17 protein-coding genes are annotated in these 19,400 nt (G+C 54.1%); 8 read left to right on the forward strand and 9 right to left on the reverse strand.

The window, feature by feature from the left end:
* From PsW74_RS01530 to PsW74_RS01550, 5 genes are all read right to left on the reverse strand, one after another.
* A partial coding sequence (locus PsW74_RS01530) for a transketolase (protein WP_244277841.1) occupies nt 1–1,904 on the reverse strand: 1,904 nt, incomplete at its 3' end.
* Between the two features lie 192 nt (nt 1,905–2,096).
* Complete coding sequence (locus PsW74_RS01535) at nt 2,097–3,152, reverse strand: AbrB family transcriptional regulator (RefSeq protein ID WP_063287504.1); 1,056 nt, start codon at nt 3,150–3,152, stop codon at nt 2,097–2,099.
* A gap of 26 nt (nt 3,153–3,178) precedes the next feature.
* A complete protein-coding gene (locus PsW74_RS01540) occupies nt 3,179–4,696 on the reverse strand; it encodes a tripartite tricarboxylate transporter permease (RefSeq protein WP_063287503.1) in 1,518 nt (505 codons plus the stop codon).
* Nucleotides 4,697–4,705: 9 nt separating this feature from the next.
* Nucleotides 4,706–5,191: a tripartite tricarboxylate transporter TctB family protein gene (locus PsW74_RS01545; RefSeq protein WP_063287502.1), complete on the reverse strand. Its 486-nt coding sequence runs from the start codon at nt 5,189–5,191 to the stop codon at nt 4,706–4,708.
* Between the two features lie 66 nt (nt 5,192–5,257).
* A complete protein-coding gene (locus tag PsW74_RS01550; protein ID WP_063287501.1) occupies nt 5,258–6,241 on the reverse strand; it encodes a tripartite tricarboxylate transporter substrate-binding protein in 984 nt (327 codons plus the stop codon).
* A gap of 108 nt (nt 6,242–6,349) precedes the next feature.
* Here PsW74_RS01550 and PsW74_RS01555 point away from each other — a divergent pair, with 108 nt between their 5' ends.
* The 5 genes from PsW74_RS01555 (at nt 6,350) to PsW74_RS01575 (ending at nt 11,432) form a co-directional block, all read left to right on the forward strand.
* Nucleotides 6,350–7,015 (forward strand): response regulator transcription factor, encoded by a 666-nt coding sequence (locus tag PsW74_RS01555; RefSeq protein WP_057461447.1) that lies wholly within the window; start codon nt 6,350–6,352, stop codon nt 7,013–7,015.
* Nucleotides 7,012–8,397 (forward strand): sensor histidine kinase, encoded by a 1,386-nt coding sequence (locus PsW74_RS01560; protein ID WP_063287500.1) that lies wholly within the window; start codon nt 7,012–7,014, stop codon nt 8,395–8,397. Before PsW74_RS01555 ends, PsW74_RS01560 begins: the two co-directional genes overlap by 4 nt.
* Nucleotides 8,367–9,404 carry an ABC transporter substrate-binding protein gene (locus PsW74_RS01565; RefSeq protein WP_063287499.1) on the forward strand — a complete coding sequence of 346 codons (1,038 nt, stop codon included), beginning with the start codon at nt 8,367–8,369 and terminating at the stop codon, nt 9,402–9,404. Before PsW74_RS01560 ends, PsW74_RS01565 begins: the two co-directional genes overlap by 31 nt.
* A 108-nt stretch (nt 9,405–9,512) precedes the next feature.
* Nucleotides 9,513–9,986: a GNAT family N-acetyltransferase gene (locus tag PsW74_RS01570; RefSeq protein ID WP_063287498.1), complete on the forward strand. Its 474-nt coding sequence runs from the start codon at nt 9,513–9,515 to the stop codon at nt 9,984–9,986.
* A gap of 213 nt (nt 9,987–10,199) precedes the next feature.
* Nucleotides 10,200–11,432 (forward strand): MFS transporter, encoded by a 1,233-nt coding sequence (locus tag PsW74_RS01575; protein WP_063287497.1) that lies wholly within the window; start codon nt 10,200–10,202, stop codon nt 11,430–11,432.
* Nucleotides 11,433–11,591: 159 nt separating this feature from the next.
* On the opposite strand, the gene PsW74_RS01580 is transcribed toward PsW74_RS01575, so the two are convergent.
* From PsW74_RS01580 to PsW74_RS01595, 4 genes are all read right to left on the reverse strand, one after another.
* Nucleotides 11,592–12,704 (reverse strand): ABC transporter ATP-binding protein, encoded by a 1,113-nt coding sequence (locus tag PsW74_RS01580; protein WP_063287496.1) that lies wholly within the window; start codon nt 12,702–12,704, stop codon nt 11,592–11,594.
* A gap of 10 nt (nt 12,705–12,714) precedes the next feature.
* Entirely contained in the window at nt 12,715–13,602 is an 888-nt protein-coding gene (locus PsW74_RS01585; protein WP_063287495.1) for a carbohydrate ABC transporter permease, read from the reverse strand.
* Nucleotides 13,595–14,503, reverse strand: coding sequence for a sugar ABC transporter permease (locus PsW74_RS01590; RefSeq protein ID WP_057464584.1), 909 nt, complete (start codon nt 14,501–14,503; stop codon nt 13,595–13,597). The genes PsW74_RS01585 and PsW74_RS01590 overlap by 8 nt, the downstream gene beginning before the upstream one ends.
* A gap of 72 nt (nt 14,504–14,575) precedes the next feature.
* Nucleotides 14,576–15,823 carry an ABC transporter substrate-binding protein gene (locus PsW74_RS01595; protein WP_063287494.1) on the reverse strand — a complete coding sequence of 416 codons (1,248 nt, stop codon included), beginning with the start codon at nt 15,821–15,823 and terminating at the stop codon, nt 14,576–14,578.
* A 201-nt stretch (nt 15,824–16,024) separates the two neighbouring features.
* Here PsW74_RS01595 and PsW74_RS01600 point away from each other — a divergent pair, with 201 nt between their 5' ends.
* The 3 genes from PsW74_RS01600 (at nt 16,025) to PsW74_RS01610 (ending at nt 19,400) form a co-directional block, all read left to right on the forward strand.
* Nucleotides 16,025–16,744 carry a response regulator gene (locus PsW74_RS01600; RefSeq protein ID WP_063287493.1) on the forward strand — a complete coding sequence of 240 codons (720 nt, stop codon included), beginning with the start codon at nt 16,025–16,027 and terminating at the stop codon, nt 16,742–16,744.
* A gap of 27 nt (nt 16,745–16,771) precedes the next feature.
* Entirely contained in the window at nt 16,772–18,184 is a 1,413-nt protein-coding gene (locus PsW74_RS01605) for an ATP-binding protein (RefSeq protein ID WP_063287492.1), read from the forward strand.
* A gap of 319 nt (nt 18,185–18,503) precedes the next feature.
* The gene (locus PsW74_RS01610) at nt 18,504–19,400 is read left to right on the forward strand and encodes a sugar kinase (RefSeq protein ID WP_057464591.1); all 897 of its coding nucleotides are present in this window, start codon (nt 18,504–18,506) and stop codon (nt 19,398–19,400) included.

Consider the following 19,400-nt stretch of genomic DNA (forward strand, 5'->3'; position numbering starts at 1 on the left):
AAGATCGTCCGTTGAGGCTGCTCCAGCGGGCGGGTGGACAGACGCAGGTAGATGGAACCTCCTGTCTGATCCCGCAACCAAGTGCGTTCATCAGGGTCTCCCTCTCCATCGCGCTGCATGTAATCAAACCCAAAGCGCATGATGGTTGCCAGCTCATCGACGAAGGCAGGCTCAAACGCGGCAAGCCCATCCTGAGCCATACCAATCAACGGTGTGCTGATGGACTGGTGCGCCCCACCCTCCGGTGCCAACGTCACACCGGATGGTGTTGCCACCAACATGAAGCGGGCATCCTGATAACAAGCGTAGTTGAGCTGGTCAGCCGCACGAAGAATGAACGGATCATAAACTGTGCCAATGGGCAGCAAGCGCTGACCGTTGATGCTGTGAGACAACCCAAGTGCAGAAAGGAGGAGGAACAGGTTGGATTCTGCAATGCCCAGCTCAATGTGTTGCCCTTGCGGAGAAAACGCCCATTTGAAGGTAGATGGTATCCGTTCTGCTTTAAATGTATCCGCCAGTTCTTCCTTGGCAAACAATCCACGTTGGTTGACCCATGGGCCAAGATTGGTGGAGACCGTCACGTCTGGCGCGGTCGTCACAATATGTTTGGCAAGCTCTTCATCCTGCTTGGAAATTTCATGCAGAATCTGACCGAACCCCATCTGCGTGGAAAGCATCTTCTCTGCTGCATTGGGTGCCGGCAATTTTACAGGTACAGGCACCGTTTTCGCAGAATAGCGACGGTTGCCTTTTGAGAAGAACGGAGCTTCGGTCACGAAAGTCTGAAGGTTTTGCGGGTCAGATGTGCTTTCCCACTTGTCCCACTCATGTCCTTCACGAATGCCTTCCAGCTTGCGGTATTCTTCCATCTGCCTGGAGGTCATCAGGCCTGCATGATTATCTTTGTGCCCTGCCAACGGCAAGCCAAAGCCTTTCACGGTGTAGCACAGGAACAAGACAGGGCGATCATGGGTCTTGGCATTCTCAAATGCCTCAATCAGGGACGGTAAATCATGGCCACCCAGATTGCACATGAGCTTGGACAGCTCAGCATCACTGCGCCGATTGATCAGCTCGTTGACCTCGCCCTGATCTCCCAAATCATCCAGCAACCGCTTACGCCATGCTGCCCCGCCTTGATAGGCCAGGGCGCAGTAAAGCTGATTGGGGCACAGATCGATCCAATCGCGCAGTTTGCTGCCACCTGGTTCTTTGAAGGCTTCTTCCTGTAGGCTCCCGTTTTTTAGCGTGACGACTTCCCAGCCGAAATTGCGGAAGATGCTTTCAAACTTCTCCCAAAGGCCTTCACGGATCACAGCATCCAATGACTGACGGTTATAATCCACGATCCACCAGCAATTTCGCAGGCCATGTTTCCAGCCTTCTAGCAGTGCCTCATAGATGTTCCCCTCATCCATTTCCGCATCGCCAACCAGTGAGATCATCCGGCCTTCAGGCGCTTTGTTGAGCCCGCCATGCGCTTTCACATAGTCTTGCACCAGTGATGAAAACAGCGTCTGCGCGACCCCAAGGCCAACGGAACCGGTTGAAAAATCAACGTCATCAATATCCTTGGTGCGAGAGGGGTATGATTGAGCACCATGAAACCCACGAAAGTTCTGCAACTTCTCCAGCGACTGGTTCCCGGCCAGATACTGGATCGCGTGGAAGATAGGCCCGGCATGAGGCTTCACCGCCACCCGGTCTTGCGGGCTCAAACTATGGAAATAGAGCGCAGTCATGATGGTGCTGATAGAAGCACAAGATGCCTGATGGCCGCCAACTTTCACATCACCAACGTCAGAACCGCGGAGATGGTTGGCATTGTGAATGGTCCAGGAGGCAAGCCATCGCACTCGGCTTTCCAGCGTACCCAAAGTATCCAGTGAAGCTGCGCTCATTAAACTCCCCGTCGGTTTCATTGGAATATTTTTATTCCGCGAGGCTATCAGATTGCCTTGAGAATTAATCTCTTGAGCCAACTGATATACCTTCATGAATAAGGGAAATTTTTGAGCTTTGATCGAATTTAAGGAAAATACTTCCGACTAACCTATTCGTAATGCACTTTTCAGCTCATATGCTACGTAGATTCACGGCTGACCTTTTGCGGGGAGTGCGGTCTTTGAGCGCCTCAACAACAAAGGCACAACGAAGGTCAGCAGCAGCAGGCGGAAGACGTGGTGGGCGGCGACGAAGGTGGGGTCGAGACCGCTTTGCACGGCGATGGCAGCCATAGCCTCAACACCGCCTGGAGCGAACGCAACGAACAACAGGCTTGGGTCCAGTCCAACCAGTGGCATCACCAGCACGACCCCGAGGATTGCCATACCAACTGTGATGAGCGTAACCACAATGCCCGCGCCTATGGCTTTGGCGAAAAGGTCAAGACTGACACCTTTGAAGCGGGTTCCAATCAAAGCCCCCATCACCAGAAATGAGCTGAGCGTCGCCCAATCCGGCATTTTGCCGGGTGTCAGTGTACTTACGTGCCCTAAAGACGACACCAGCATCCCACCGAGCAGATAGGCGGCGGGGAGTTTCATCTTCAGGAAGATGGTTCCAACGACAGCCGCTCCGAGCAACAGATAGACAGCTGAGAGTAGACTGATGTTTTGCACGGGCAGGAAGGAAGCGCCTGTTTCCTCAAAAAGCAGCGAGACAAAGAGCGGAACACAGATGGTGAGAAACAAGACCCGCGTGCTTTGTGCAAGCCCGATGCGGGTGACGTCCGCCTTGCTATCTGCCGCCATGCTGAGGATGTAGCTCAAGTGCCCCGGTGAAGATGCAAGTGAGGCGTTATAGGCATCAAACCCGAAAAACCGTACCAGGATCGCACGGCTGATCAGCATGCTCAGGATAAGACTGATCCCCAGTGCCAAGAAGCTCGCAGGCCATGTAATCGCGGCATCGATAACGGCAGGCGACACACCAGAACCAATGCTCGTACCCAGAACAATGAAGCAGAGCGTGCGCAACCAGAGCGGAACGATGACGGGCGCGCCCAGCAAGCCACCGAGCGAAACGGCAAGAGCGGAACCGGTGAGGGGAGCTGCCGGGAACCCAAGGAGAGAAAAAAGACCAGCCCCTGCGCCTGCAATGGCAAGCGTTATGGACAGATTGGACCAGTCTTTCTTCTCAATTGCCAAAACTCAGTTTCCCAGCTGCGGTTTGATCAGTCGCTTTCGGCGGCTTCCAATTCCTGCTTGCGCACACGGCGGGCACGGATGGTTGGTAAAACGACCAGAATAACAGCCAGAGCCAGCAAGCCCATGGTCATCGGGCGTTCCATGATAAAGCTAATCCCATCATAAAGCTGCATAGACCGGGAGAAATTATCTTCCAGCATGCTGCCCAGAATGAAGCCAATCAGCAGTGGCGCGAGCGGATAGTTGGCAAAGCGCAGGAGCGTTGCACATACACCAAAGCCCACGAGCATCAGCAGTTCCGTTGCATTGTTTTGTCCAATATAGGCACCCATGAGGGTGAAGAACAAAATGAACGGAATGAGGTAGTTGCGCGGCACAGCCAGCACTTTGGCGATGTAGGGGATGAGCGGCAGGTTCAGGATCAACAAGATCACATTGCCCACATACATGGAGATGATCACGGACCAGAAAATCTCTGGCTGATCGATCATCAGGCGTGGCCCCGGTGAAACGTTCAAAGCGATCAGGGCACCGAGCAGGATCGCCGTTGTCCCGGATCCCGGAATGCCGAGTGTCAGCAGAGGAACGAAGGAACCAGTACATGCCGCGTTGTTCGCAGATTCTGGAGCAGCAAGGCCTTTGACAGAGCCCTTGCCGAACTCAGCCTGTTCTTCTTTCGGCGCGATGTTGCGTTCTACCGCATAGCCGAGGAAGGAGGCGATTGTTGCGCCAGCTCCCGGAAGAACCCCAATCAGGAAGCCTTGGATAGACTGGCGACCAATCACTGGTGCAATTTTCTTGGCCTCTGCTTTTGTGATGCGCAGATCCTTGATGTCTCCACTACTTCCACCAGAATTGGAGCGGGATGGATCCAACACGAGGAACAATGCTTCGGGCAAAGCGAACATGGCCATAGCGAGTGTGATGAACCCGAATCCGGATTGCAGATCCAGAATACCCATGGTGAAGCGTGGTTGGTTGAACAACGCCCCTTCACCTACAGTTGCCATCATTAAGCCCACCAGCGTCATGAGCAGGGCTTTGCCGACCTGTCCGCTGCCCGCGAAAGCAGCGATTGCGGAAAGGCCGACCACCATCAATGCGAAGTATTCAGCAGAGTGGAAGAGCAGCGCCACGGATGCGAGCGCAGGTGCAAAAATCATCAGCAGGATTGCCCCGATACTGCCACCCGCAAAAGAAGCAATCGCCGCAACTGTCAGCGCTTTGCCTGCCTTGCCCTGGCGTGCCAGCGGATAACCATCAAAGCTTGTTGCAACAGTGGATGCGACACCCGGCGCGTTGATGAGGATGGAGGACGTGGAGCCACCAAAAATCGCTCCATAATAAACACCTGCAAGCAGGATCAAGGCCGCGGAAGGATCACCGATGGAGATCGCAACAGGGATCATGATGGCGATGATGGACATAGGTCCAAGACCCGGCAACATGCCGATAAACGTGCCAATCAGACAACCGCCAATCACCATTAAAAGATTAGAAAACGAGAAGGCCGTCGAGAGGCCAACCCAAATACCGTCTAACATCGTGGCCTCCTAGTTGAAAAATGTTGGAAGAGGGCTGAGATAAATGCCCAGTGTTTGCTGAACCAAATACCAGACACCGCCAGCAGCAATGGCTGCAACAGGCACAAGGATCACAAAACGCCGCTCTCCAAGCAGAGCTGCCGAGATCACCAGAAAGAGCAATGTGGAGAGCAGGAAGCCAGCAGGACGCAGCAACAGAGCGTAGCCCGCCATCAGAACCAGCAGGAACACGGCCTGACCAATGTTGTAGTCCCATAATCTGCTGAAATCGATCTCGTCTGTATCTGAATCTGCAGGCTTTTTCTCAAACCCGAGCAAAATGGCGAGGCTTGTGATTGCAGCCAGCACCGCAATGACTTTTGGAAACGTGCTCGGCCAGATTGGGTTAAACCGCATAAACGGTGGCAAACCAGCGTCCATCAAAAAAAACGCGGTGTATCCGTAGCTTAAACTCACTGCCAGAATGACAAGTGCAATCCATCGGTCCAGTGCCATCATCCCCTCCCGTTGGCGTGACAAGTGGATGCGCTGCCAAGAGCGCACCCATTTATTCTTATTGATTTAGAGGAAGCCCAGCTTCTTCATGAGATCGCCGATGGTCTTTTCCTGACCTTCAAGGAACGCGTGGAAGTCTTCACCAGAGTTATGGATATTGACCCAGCCATTGCGTGCCCGCACTTCTTCCCACTCAGGGGTGTCGTACATCTTCGCAAGAGCTTCCTGATAGGCAGACACCTGTGCCTCCGGCAGGCCCGGTGCGCCGAAGAAACCACGCCAGTTGACGAACGTGGTGTCGATGCCCTGTTCCTTCATGGTTGGCGCATCTTTGTAGGCTGCAACGCGCTCATCAGCAGTCACACCGATGATTTTCACTTCACCCGCATTTGCAAGATCAATTGCCTCGGAGAAGCCGGTGGAAAGCGCGGAGATTTCGCCGGAAAGCAGCGCTGCCATGGCCTTACCACCCGCATCATACGGAATGTACTTCACCATGGTTGCATCTTCGCCAGCTGCTTCCATCACCATGGCCGCAACAAGGTGATCCATACCGCCCGGTACAGAACCGCCACCAATTGCGGTGCCGCGTTTGTCAGCTTTATAGGCTGCAAGCAGGTCACTCATGGAGTTGATTGGGCTGTCCTTGCCAACCACGATGGCTGCATAATCACCAATGGTGCCGGCAACCAATGTCAGATCACGGAAGTTGTGTGGGAATACGCCAGTCAGTGAGCGGATCACGATTGGCGTAGAATTCACCATCAACGTACCGTGCTGGCTTGCAGCGTTCTCGATCAGATAACCGATGGCCTTACCACCGCCACCGCCGGACATATTTTCGAAAGAGGCCGTGCCTGCGAGGCCGGACTTGGTCAGTGCTTCACCTGTACCGCGTGCAGTACCGTCCCAGCCACCGCCAGCACCGCCTGGAATGAGGAAGTGAATGCTATCAACCACAGGCTCCGCAATTGAAGCCGTTGGCATGGAAAATGTCATCGCAGCCAAAGCCGCTGCCGCAACCACGCGGCGCGCCCGAATAAAACTCATTGTGTCCTCCCATTTGACAAGGGCAGCATTTGTCACCCATGACTTACGTGAAAACACGGAAACCTGACACAAACCTGTCACCTCCTTGATTTTTTGGGGAAGCAAAAGATGAGATTTCTTCTCGTTGAAGATAACGCCAAGCTGGCGACATCCATTGTCGAAAGATTGACACTGGATGGTCATGTCGTTGATCACGCTGCTGAAATTTCTACTGCCGAGGACTACATCTCGACAGCAGATTACGACATGATTTTGCTCGACATCATGCTTCCGGATGGCGATGGGCGAGATTTTCTAAATGAACATCGAGGCCGTCAGGATGACACTCCGGTGATCGTTTTGACAGCACGTTCAGAGGTCTCAGACAGAGTAGGGGTGCTCGATCTCGGGGCTGATGATTACATCACAAAACCCTTTGATTTCTCGGAGTTAGAGGCAAGATGCCGTGCAGTCATAAGGCGGAGATCCGGCGGCGTGACAAATGCGAAGCGATTCGGCGATCTGGTGTTTGATTCACTGGCTGGCACACTCAAAATTGGCAGCAAAACAGTGAGCCTGCGTAACAAAGAGCTACGCCTATTGGAGATATTTTTCGGCGCTCCAGACGTTATTTTCTCAAAAACAAAGCTTGTAGACAGATTATTTTCTTATGACGAAGACGTCTCGGAAAATGCCATTGAGGTCTATGTTGCCCGTTTGCGCAGGCATATTTCATCTTCCTCAGTCCAGATTATCACCGTGCGTGGACTGGGGTATCGGTTAAGCCTGACATGAACTCTGGTGCCAACATATCCGGCTCAATCCGCCGCCGCCTGACCCTACAGCTCCTCGGCATTGCTGCCGTGCTTGCAGCGCTGCTGTTTGTGATGGTGATGACTTATGCCAAGCAAGTCGCAGAAGAATCTCAGGACAACATCCTGTCAGCCTCCGCCACGTCTATTTTGGACAGTGCAGCAATTCAGAGCGGGGAGGTGACGGTCGATATTCCTTACTCCGCACTCTCCATGCTTGGCAATGTGAGTGATGACCGCGTGTTCTACCGCGTTGTCGTCAATGGAAAGTACCTCACCGGATATGAAAGCTTGCCCATTGCCAAGGCATCAAAAGGGCAGGACAGTCACAGGTTCATCACCTCTCATTATCTGGGTGAGAGCATTCGTATGGTCTCCGCCACACGCCGTCTTTCTAACGCATCCGGCCCTGTTGAAGTCACTGTATCTGTGGCTCAAACACTGAAGCGTCAGCGAGAGACACTGGAGCGCATCTCCGCGAATGCCGCCTATCTCGGGTTTGGGTTTTTCATCGCCGCTGCCGTGCTGGGTGTTCTGACAGCTCAATCAGCCGTGCGCCCTGTGCAGACACTGGCAAACTCGGTTTCCAAAAGAGGGCCGCAGGATCTGAGGGCAGTACAAGCTCCTGTACCGGGTGAGATGGCACCGCTTGTGGTGGCGCTCAACCGGTTCATGGCACGGCTTAAGAAGTCACTCACGCGCTCCGAAGAGTTCATCGCAGAAGCTGCTCACCGCATCCGCACGCCGCTTGCAGTGCTGCGAACACAAGCGGAAATTGCCTTGCGCCGCGTGGAGCGACCAGAAAACAGAGCGGCTTTGAAAGAGATGATCCGGGCCATTGATGAGAGCTCACGCGCAGCAGGCCAGTTGCTGGATCACGCCATGGTTTCCTTCCGCACGGACCATCTGGAGGTCAAGGACATCAACCTGCTGGATCTGGCAGAGGAAACTCTTGAACGGCTGCGCCCACTGGCAGAGATGCAAGATAAAACCCTGAGCTCGCATGGTGAGGAACCGCCGCAGATCTCCGGAGATGCGATCCTTATCCAAAATGCGCTGAGCAACATTTTGGACAATGTGATCAAGTACGCCCCGCAAGGCGAGGACGTACAGGTTATCGTTACCTCCGAAGACAACTGGGTTGTGTTATCGGTTTATGACCAAGGCCCGGGCTTTGCTCCGGAAGACATAGACCAGTTGACGGAACGGTTCTCTCGCGGCAAAAACGCCGAAGATACGGTCGGTTCCGGGCTTGGGCTTACAATTGCCGAAGAGGTGACGCAAGCTCATGGTGGACACCTGAAACTTTCAAACAGAACAAACGTCAGAGGCGCATGCGTATCCTTCTATTTCCCTCAGTCCTGATCGTGTTGCTGGCCTCATTGCTTTCCGCAGGTGCCTACGAGATTGAACAGCACAAAGTGTTTCCCGCTCCGCAAGAGGGCGCGAACCTGCGTATTATCTCCAACTCAGACATCGACATTTTCTCGCCCATGGTGGTAGCGTTTCAACGCAAATATCCGAGTGTTTCTATAGACTACACTGTTGTCAGCAGCACCGAGTTGATGACAGCTCTTTATGATGAAAAACAGGTTTTTGACGTTGCCATCTCATCTGCCATGGACCTGCAGGTGAAGTTGGCGAACGACGGGTTCACCCTGCCGCACAACTCCTCAGCCGCCGGTTTGATGCCGGACTGGGCCCGCTGGCGCAATCATGTATTCGCCTTCACACAGGAACCAGCTTCGGTGGTCTATTCCAAATCCGCCTTTGCAGGGTTGGAAGTGCCAACATCACGGCAAAATCTGATTTCAACTCTGCGCAACAATCCAGAACGCTTCCTCGACAAAGTCGGTACCTATGACATCCGCCAGAGCGGCCTTGGCTTTCTGTTTGCCACGCAAGATGCCCGCACATCAGACACTTTCTGGCGTCTGAACGAGGTGATGGGCTCTCTGAACGCCCGTCTCTACTGCTGCTCTGCTGATATGATTTCTGACATCACAAAAGGCGATCTGGCCGTTGCCTACAACGTGCTCGGCTCCTATGCCTCTGCACGGGCCGCCAGTGATCCTGATATCGGCATTCTGGAACTGGAGGATTTCACCACACTCATGCTGCGCTCTGCCATCATTCCAGCGGGGGCCGAACAACCCGAAATCGCGGGCGCCTTCATAGATCATTTGATCACTGCATCCTGGAGCGAGGAGGGGGCTGACTACTACCCCTATCCAAAACTCAACCGCAACGAGATTGCCCCAAACCTATCCCTACGAGCCATCCGCCTTGGACCAGGTCTGTTGGTTTATCAAGACAACCTGAAACGGCAACACTTCCTGCAGGAATGGCAAAACGCGATTATTCAGCAGTGAGATAAACCAAGTCAGAAGGTGGAAGGATTTTGTCGCTCAATCCTCTTTCACCTTGTCAGAGTTTGTGGCAAGAGGCTGCCTCCAAACCCAGCTGAGTGAAAGCTACCAATGCCTGTAGAGATCCGCCCACTGAAGAATTCAGATGCCCCAGACTGCGCACGCGTGTTTTATGAGGCCGTCACGATCGGAGCAAAGGAGTATTACTCCGAGGAGCAACTCGCTGCATGGGCTGGGCCTGCACCCGCACCTGAGCGTTGGTCTGCTAAACTCCACGATATGACTGGCTTTGTTGCTGTCAAAGACAACTCAGTAATCGGTTTCATGACCATCGATGCAAAAGGTTACATCGAGTTCGCATTCACCAGCCCTTACCACACCCGCCAAGGTGTCGGCACCGCCATATATGATCAGTTGCAGAACTGGGCAGAACAGCGCAACATCTCAACCCTTTCAGCAGATATTAGCGTGGCTGCAAAAGCTTTCTTCCTTCACCAAGGCTGGCAAGTTGAGCGCGAGCAAGCACCCGTTATTCGAGGAGTCACGCTCACAAACTTTCTCATGACAAAGACCTTGTCCGCGTAACATTTCATGACGCCCACCAGAGTTCCTGCGATATGCACATGGTGTCATGCCCGCAGGCCCTCAACGAATAAATGACCGACTTTGAGTTGCACTCCCAAGTACTCGCTTTTATCAGTATAAGATAAGAATGATATTTGAACTTGTTTCCGATAGCCATGATTGTGTGCACTCAAGCCATTGAATTTATGCTGCATTTCTCTGAGTGGGGTTGTTTTGTCTGATGTTACCTTAAAGGCTAAATGGGGACAGATCAGCCTCCTGTTTTCAGCCAACTTTTTGTCTTTATTGGGAAATGGCCTGTCTGCCATCGCAATACCGTGGTTTGTCTATGACCTGACGGGCAACGCTGTCATCACAGCAACAATCGCCATTGCCGGACAGCTTCCAAACATCGTTGTCGGTCTCTTCAGCGGGCCGTTGATCGACAAGTTCTCTGCCAGAACCACCAGCATTTTCTGCGATACTGTGAACGCCTTCGCCGTACTTTTGATACCGCTGCTATACGCTGTTGATCTGCTGGATCTTGCCCTTCTTGGATTTCTCGTCTTCCTCTCGCAGGTCATCGATGTTCCCGGACAAACCGCAAAAAGCGTCATGATCCCGGCGTTGATTGATCGGGAAGGATTGCCTCGCGAACGGGTGAACGGAATGAACTCGCTTCTTGAGACTGTGGCTGACCTTCTAACCCCATCGATGGCTGGCATCCTGATCGCCGCCTTTGGCGCGACCACAGTCCTGATCTTAGACTCACTGAGTTTCCTGATGGCGCTTATGATTGTATCCATAGGCATCAAAGCCACTCGTCAGCAAGATGCAGCTAATACAAATAAACAGCCAGTGAAAGAAGTCTGGAAATGGATACTCTCAACTCCGGGCATCTTAAAGCTCGGCCTTTATGACTTGATCATCAATACAGTGGCGGTCTCCTTGCTTTCATTGACCTTGCCAGTTCTGGCAAATTCAAATGACAAGCAAGCAGTCTGGCTTGGAATCTGGCTCACATGCTTTGCCTGCGGAACCACACTCACAACACTGGCCTACACGTTTCTGGGCCACCGAGTGTCCTCACTCCGGCTCCTGCAACTCACACCCATCGGACAAGCACTCGGCCTAGCCTTGCTGCTCTGGATGTCCAGTACGGATTGGACAAGCGGCAATGTCGAGACCCCAGCAATCGTCATTTCACTGGGAATGTTTGTGTATGGTGTGAACTTGGGCGTTGGTAGCGTCGTGGATGCGATTGTGCTTCAAAAGCTCGTCCCAGAAGACAAACGCGGCACTGTCTTCTCCGCCTTCTCCTCCCTGCGCTACACCGGCGTCCCCCTAGGCCTCTTCCTCACCGGAATCCTCCTAGAACAAAACAACCCCACCCTCCTCTTCACCACCTTCATCGCCCTCCTAACAATAAACTCACTGCTTTGGGTAAGAGGGACACTTGAGATTTGAAGCACAACCCTGAAGTTCCATAATTCACATTCTGCGAAAAAATACTATCAGCTCGCATTTTTGAGTGAAGGCTCATTTTGATTAACCAACACTCAGTTCGGGAGAGCTTATTGAACGAATGTACCTCTCTCCCTTCAAACATCATTCGCCACACTAAACCTACCCAATCAACTCCTCACTCTCCCCGTCAAATAAACACACCCTTCCCATGTCTACAGAGAAGGTCATGCTCTCTCCCGGGTCACACGCAAATAAGGGGGAGACGCGGGCTTTGGCGGGGTGGTTGGCTAGGCGGATGAGGCAGAGGGTGTCGGCGCCGGTGGGTTCCAGGAGGTCTACGTCGCATTCGATTTCCGGGTTGGTGGATTGCGTGAAGGCGTTGTGGGTGATCATTTCTGGGCGCAGGCCGAGGATGATTTTTGTGTTCTCGCGTGTTTCGAGTTGTTTTGAGTTTGGCAGCGGGAGGAAGTAGTTCTTGGGCTCGCCTTTCAGGACGGCTGGCAGAATGACGCCGAGCTGAGTATCCCGTTTCACCAGATCCACTTCCACAAAGTTCATTGGTGGTGCACCGACGAAGCCGGCGACGTACATGTTCGCTGGTTTGCTGTAGATCTCTTGCGGGGTGCCGATTTGCTGGATCACGCCGTCTTTCATGATGGCGATGCGGTCTGCCAGCGTCATGGCCTCGATCTGGTCATGGGTCACATAGACCATGGTGGCCTTGAGAGATTGGTGGAGCTTCTTGATCTCTGTGCGCATTTCGCCGCGCAGTTTGGCGTCCAGATTGGAGAGTGGTTCGTCGAACAGAAAGATCTTGGGGCGACGCACAAGGGCGCGACCCATGGCGACGCGCTGGCGCTGTCCGCCGGAAAGTTGCGCTGGTTTACGGGCAAGCAGGTGCTCAATTTGCAGCATGCTGGCGACTTCGCGGACAGTGGCTTTGCGCTCTGCCTTGCTGATCCTGCGCATTTCCAGTCCGAACGCGATGTTGCGTTCCACCGTCATGTTTGGGTAGAGCGCATAGCTCTGGAACACCATGGCGATGTCGCGGTTTTTGGGGTGGACGTCGTTGACCACTTCGCCATCCAGTCGGATGGTGCCGTCTGCGATGGGTTCCAGTCCCGCAATGATGTTGAGCAGCGTCGACTTTCCGCAGCCGGACGCACCAAGCAGGACAAGGAATTCGCCATCTTTTACATCAAGGGAAATGTCCTGGAGGACGTCTGTTGAGCCAAAGGATTTTGAGGCATGTTCGATGGATATGGTCGCCATAAATGAGCCTTTAGCCTTTGACTGCGCCTGCGGTGAGCCCGCGTACGAAGAACCGTCCTGCGATGATGTAGACAACGAGGGTTGGCGCGGCGGCTATGAGCGCGGCTGCCATGTCCACGTTGTACTGCTTTACGCTGGTGGTGGAGTTGATGAGATTGTTGAGCGCCACTGTCACGGGCTGAGATCCGCCTGACGTGAAGCTGGCGCCGAAGAGGAACTCGTTCCACACCTGCGTGAACTGCCAGATGACCGAGACCACGATGATGGGAACAGAGAGCGGCAGCATGATGTGCCAGAAGATGCGGAAGAACCCTGCCCCATCCATGGTGGCGGCCCGCACCAGCTCTTGCGGAACGGAGACGTAGTAGTTGCGGAAAAACAGCGTGGTGAAACTGATGCCGTAGATGGTGTGCACGACGATCAAGCCAGTGATGGAGTTGGCGATGCCCAGATAGCCGAGGGTTTGAGCCATGGGCAGGATGACGATCTGGAACGGAATGAAGCAGCCGAACAGCATCAGGGCGAAGATGATGTTGGCTCCGCGGAAGCGGAAGAGCGACAGCGCGTAGCCGCTTAAGGCGCCGATCAGGGTTGAGATCACGACCGACGGCACGGACATGATCACCGAGTTGAGGAAGTACGGGCGCAGGCCCTCGCAGCGTACGCCGATGCAGGCGCTGGACCATGCCTCACGCCATGCGGCAAAGTTGAGCTCGTGCGGCAAATCCAGCAGAGCTCCGGCGCGGATCTCGGCAAGATCCTTCAGCGATGTAGAGAGCACCACGTAGATTGGGCCCAGATAGAGCACGGCGGCGGCGAGCAGCAAGGTCCAGATGAACAGGCGGCCAAGCAGGTGGCGTTTGCCGTTGGCGCCGGGGAGTGTTTTGGGTTCAGCCATGGCGCTTTGCCCTCAACTCGGAATACAGATAGGGCACGATGATTGCGGCCACGGTGGCCAGCATCATCATGGCAGAAGCCGCTCCAAGGCCGATCTGGTTGCGGCGGAAGGCCATCTCGTACATGAAGTTGGCTGGCAGCGTGGAGGAGTAGCCCGGCCCGCCGTTTGTCAGCGCCACCACAAGGTCGAAGCTCTTGATGGACAGATGCGCGAGAATGACGAAGGCGGAGAGGAACACGGGCCGCAGTGATGGCAGGATGATGCCGAAATAGATGCGTGTGGTGCTGGCACCATCCAGATGTGCGGCGCGGATGATATCCTCATCAACAGTACGCAGAGCGGAGAGGAACAAGGCCATCACAAAGCCCGAAGCCTGCCAGACGGCGGCGAGGACCACCACATAGATCGCCATATCGCGGTTGACGATCCAGTCGAACTGGAAGCTCTCCCACCCCAGTTTTTGCATGTAGCTTTCAATGCCAAGGGACGGGTTCAGGATCCATTTCCACGCTGTGCCCGTCACAATGAAGCTGATCGCCATGGGATACAGATAGATCGTGCGCAGCGCACCCTCTGCCCGGATGCGTTGATCCAGCAGAACGGCCAGCACGCAGCCGATAGTGATTGAGAACAGGATGTAAAGACTGCCGAAAATCAGGAGGTTATGGAAAGCTACATTCCAGCGGTCCATGGCCAGCAGGCGCACATATTGCTGAATGCCCTGAAAATCAAAGGTGGGCAGCATGCGGGAGTTGGTGAGCGAGATGAAGCCCGTCCATGCAATGAAGCCGTACACAAAGAACACCAGGAGCAAGAACGGCGGTGCGACCACCAGCTGCGGCAAATATCGCTGCAATCTGTCAAGAACAGACATCTGCTTGCGCTGCTGGGGGTTGGACATAAGGTTCTCTTTGCTCACTGGGTGCTGCGGTCTTATCAGGATCTACGCTTTACTCTGACTGCCCGAGGGAAATCAATCTGCTAGGATTACGGTCTCGGCAAGTTGATTGACAGCCTCTTGCGAAGACATATCCGTATTGAAATGCTCTGTGACCACATCCAGAAAAGCCCCACGCACGGCGCCGGACTGCACAAGCTCGTGGGCGATGGAGCCAACCACGGTGTTGCGCGCTTCATTGAGAAGAAGGTCTTCGCTTGATTTCATGGCGCACTCGTCAAAGCCATCAAGGCTCACGCCAAGTCTGGCGGGAATAGAGCCCTTCAGCAGATTGAAGTCCTTTTGCACCTCTTCATCCAGCAGCATGGAGGCCATCAGTTGCTGTCCAGCTTTCTGCTCAGGGTCTGAGACTTTGAACATGGCGAAACTGTCGGAGTTAATGATGTAACCGCCTTTGGACGGAGACGAGACACAGATGAAGTCTTCACCGTATTTGAGGCCCGCTGTCAGAAATTCGGCCTTGGCCCAGTCGCCCATAATCTGCATGGCCGCCTCACCGCGCATCACCATGGCGGTGGCAAGGTTCCACTCACGGCCCGGAGCGCCCGGGTCCACATAGGTGCTGAGTTTGCGCATCTGGTCGAACACCTTGATCATGGTCTCCGAGCGCAAAGCGTCCTGATCCAGATCCAGATAGACCTTTTTGTAAAAATCTGCGCCGCCGATCCCCAGCAGCACCACCTCAAACAGGGTCACGTCTTGCCAGGGCTGACCGCCGTGGGCGAGCGGGATAATGCCAGCGGCTTTGATCTTGTCTGCAACCTCGTTGAACTCATCCCATGTTTGCGGAGGTGTGACGCCAACCTTATCCAGCACTTTGGGATTGGCCCAGATCCAGTCCACACGGTGGATGTTCAAAGGCACGGCAACATATTTACCCTGATACTGAACGGTTTCTTTTAAAAGGTCTGGCAGCAGCTCATCCCAGTTTTGCTGCTGCGCTATGGTGTTAAGCCCTTGAAGCGAGCCGATTTCTGCCCATTCCTGAATGTTCTGACCTTTGATCTGGGCAACGGATGGCGGCACTCGGGCCAGCGCACGGGCACGTAAAACGGCTGCCATGGCGTCGCCGCCTCCGCCAGCAACGGGCGCGTCATCCCACACACCGCCACGGGCCTCAAACGCTTGCTTGAGCGAAAGGGCTGCACGTGCTTCTCCGCCTGATGTCCAGAAATGCAGAACTTCAGCGGTTGGTGCGGCTTGTGCCGTTATGCTACCAAATAAAACAGCAAGTGCGACCAAGCTGAGACGCGGGCTGCCCATTACATTCTCCCGATGGGTATTCTCAAGGACGCTTCTAGCAAACTCTTTCTTCAATTTATCGCGTATAAACACACAATCCAATGAACTTGCACGTGCAAGACAACCTGACGCATACACATTCCTCTCGCAGCGGCCAAATGTTTTGTTATACAGCACTGGGCCAGAGTGAGCTGGTTGGGACTGAAATGGGTACACCGAGGTATGATGCTCTCGAACAAAACACTGCTGATTGTTGACGATGATGAGGAAATCGCCAGCCTGACGGCAGACTTCCTGAAAGATCGTGGGTACACCGTGTTCACTGCAAACTCTGCAGAGGAAGCCATTGAGCTTCTGGACACCAACCACATTGATCTGATGGTTCTGGACATCATGCTGCCGGGAGAAAACGGGCTGACCCTGTGCCAGCGCGTGCGCCAGACCTCCAGGATGCCAATCATCATCATCTCCGCGATTACAGGTGATACGGAGCGTATTGTCGGGCTGGAACTGGGCGCTGATGATTATCTGGAAAAGCCGTTCAATCCGAGAGAGTTACAGGCTCGCATCTTCGCTATTTTCCGCCGTACAGAAGACGTTGAAACAGCGGCAGCGCCCAAAGCGCAGCGCTTTGAGTTCGCCGGTTGGAAGCTGGATGAGGCAACCCGCCACCTGACCGCACCAGATGGTGTGCTGGTGCATTTGAGCTCTTCCGAGTTCGACGCTTTACTGACCTTTGTGAAGGCACCGCAAAAGCCGATCTCTCGCGATACACTGGGCCGCGTGCTGCGCGGCGCCAAGGTGGATTCCCATGATCGCAGCATTGATATTCTGATCAGCCGCCTGCGCAAAAAGCTGGCACAGACGGACCCGAATACGGACTTCATCACCACTGTGCGCCATCAGGGCTATCTGTTTTCTCAAAGCGTAACGCGGGTGTAGGTCCATGGCACTGAAAAGAGCGTGGCCATGTCAGGACTGATCCTGAGTCTCCTGCCCAGATCCCTTGAACGCCGTATGGTTGTGGTTCTCATCACCGCCGTGCTCTCGGTCTTCGTGGTTTTGGGGCTCACGCTCAACGCCTACAACACGCGCGAGTTAGCACTGGCGAACTCTTTTGAGGCCGGTGCGGAACTGAGCCAATACATGCGCGGCACTGCACCCGCTCCTTTTGCGGGTAAGTATCTGCAGGTTGTTGAAGCTGGCAAACCAGTGCTTTCAGGTGATGTCTCTTCTCTTCCTTTGACCTTCAATAACGATGGTCTCAAGCTCGCAGCCAAACTGGTGTTTACCGGTGCTTTGCCTCGAGCAGATTTGATCTCGGACGACCAACTCAATCCAGCCTATCAACTTGATAAGCTGGGCGCTTTTGCTCAAGCCGTCACACGGCAGGACAAGGCTGTTCAGCTCTATCTGACGCTTCCAAACCAGCAAGGCAACCGCCTGATCACATTCCCGAAGCTCTGGCAGGACCGGATGACGGAGCCAGTGCTGTTCATCATCGCCGCGCTTTGCATCACTCTGGTGTTTGTGCTGGCCCGCAGCCTCATTCACTACACCGCCGCTCCGTTCCGGTCCCTCGCAAAGTATGAACGTGCCGAGCTGAAACCGTGGGACACCGAGGAAGCCGTTGCCCTTCAGGATACGCTGGTACGAGAGCAGGAAGCCCGCGCGCAGTTGCTGGAAGAGCAAAAGCGCATGCTGGCCTCCATCAGTCATGATTTGCGCACCCCTGCCACCCGTCTACGCCTGCGGCTGGAACAGATCGAATCCACCACCCTGCGCAATCGCATGCTGCATGATGTGGAAGAGATGACCCGCCTCATCGCAGCCTCCCTTGATTTCCTCCGGTTCAACGCCTTGCTGGAAGAGCCTCAGCACCTCTCCCTCGCAGCGCTGCTGCAATCTCTTTGTGATGACTATATGGACACGGGCAACGATGTTGTCTTCGTCCCCCAGCGCCATAAGCTGACGGACCAAAGCCGCAATATTTTTGGTGGCGGCGGCGAAGTTGAGTTGGAGGTTGAGGGCCGCGCAGTCATGAGCGGCCAGCCAACCGCTTTGCGCCGTGCCTTCAGCAATCTCATTGATAATGCGCTCAAATATGGTGGTGCGGCCATTGTTGAGATGCAAAACCTTGAGAATGATCAGCTGCTTGTTTCCATCAGTGATCCCGGTCCCGGCATTCCGGACCATCTGCACGAAAAGGTGTTTGAACCCTTCTTTCGCAATGACAGCGTAGAACGCACTCGTTCTTCCAGTGTTGGCCTCGGCCTTTCCATCGTCAAACAGATCATCAACGCCCATGGCGGAGAGATCAGCCTTGGCGAAACGGCTGAAGGCAGGTTCTGCATTTTTGTGAAACTACCCCGCGAATTATAAGGGAATATTGTTGTACGCAATTCCCCCTACCCTCCGCGCCATTTTGGGGAAAGACCCGCAAAAACAACCTGTAATGTAACAAGTTGATACATCAGGTTTGCGAGCCAGACACTTTCATGATTTCCCTAGAGCGTATTTCCGAAAAGTGGTTCCCGGTTTTCGGATAAGAATACGCTTCAAAATAAATATCTAGAGCCGGATGCGTGAATGCAAATGAACGCGACGTGCTCTAGGACATCATTTAGAAATCCGTCGTTAAAAGCGGAAGGTACCATCGCTGCATTTGCGCAGTGTGACCCGGACTTTAATGGAGTACAGGATGAAAGCGCTATTTATTGGCCAGTCCTACATCGACGTGACCTTTTTGTCAGAGACCATGCCGGAAGGTGATGAGAAGGCAATTGCGCAGGATTACGCTGTCAGCTTTGGCGGCAACGCCGTCACCGCGGCTTTCGTCTGCGCAAAACTGGGCATCTCACCTGACCTGCTGTGCTCCATGGCAGATGACTGGCTGTCTCGCATGTTCCGCGATATGGCCGCGAAATACTCCATTCCGATCCACAGCTGCAAAGTGAAGGAAAGTTCTTTGTCCTTCATCATGCCAAAAGACGGCAAACGCGCCATCGTGCGTTGTCGCGACAATGACTTCCTGCATCCGGTTCCTGAGCTTAATCTGGCTGGCTGTCAGGCGCTGCACGTAGACGGTCACATCCCTCATGCCGCTTTGCACTACGCCAAACTTTGCCGCAAACACGGCATCCTGACATCTCTGGATGGTGGTGCCGTTCGCGAGAACACCGAGGAACTGCTCGACTACATTGATGTGGCGATCGTTTCTGAGTTGTTCTGTGAGCAGCTTGGCAAATCACCGGAAGACACACTGGAATATTTGCGTGCTAAAGGCGTGAAGGTCGGTGGTGTCACTCAGGGTGAAAAAGGTCTGCTGTGGTACGAAGACAAGTGCCCGATCAAGCGCCAAGCCGCTTTGAAGGTACCAAAAGAACGGGTCATCGACACCAACGGTGCGGGTGATACTTTCCACGGTGCCTATGTCTATGCATATCTGGCAGACCCAAAAGGCTCTTGGGAAGATCACTTCAAAACAGCGCGCGCAGCTTCTGCCCACGCCATTCAGTTCCTCGGCAACGAGGCCTCCCTGCCAACCGTTCTTGACCTCGACAACGTGCAGAAGAATTTTCCAGCGAGTGATGCGTAA

The organism is Pseudovibrio sp. W74 (assembly GCF_001623085.1).
In the GTDB taxonomy this organism is placed as follows: Bacteria; Pseudomonadota; Alphaproteobacteria; order Rhizobiales; family Stappiaceae; genus Pseudovibrio.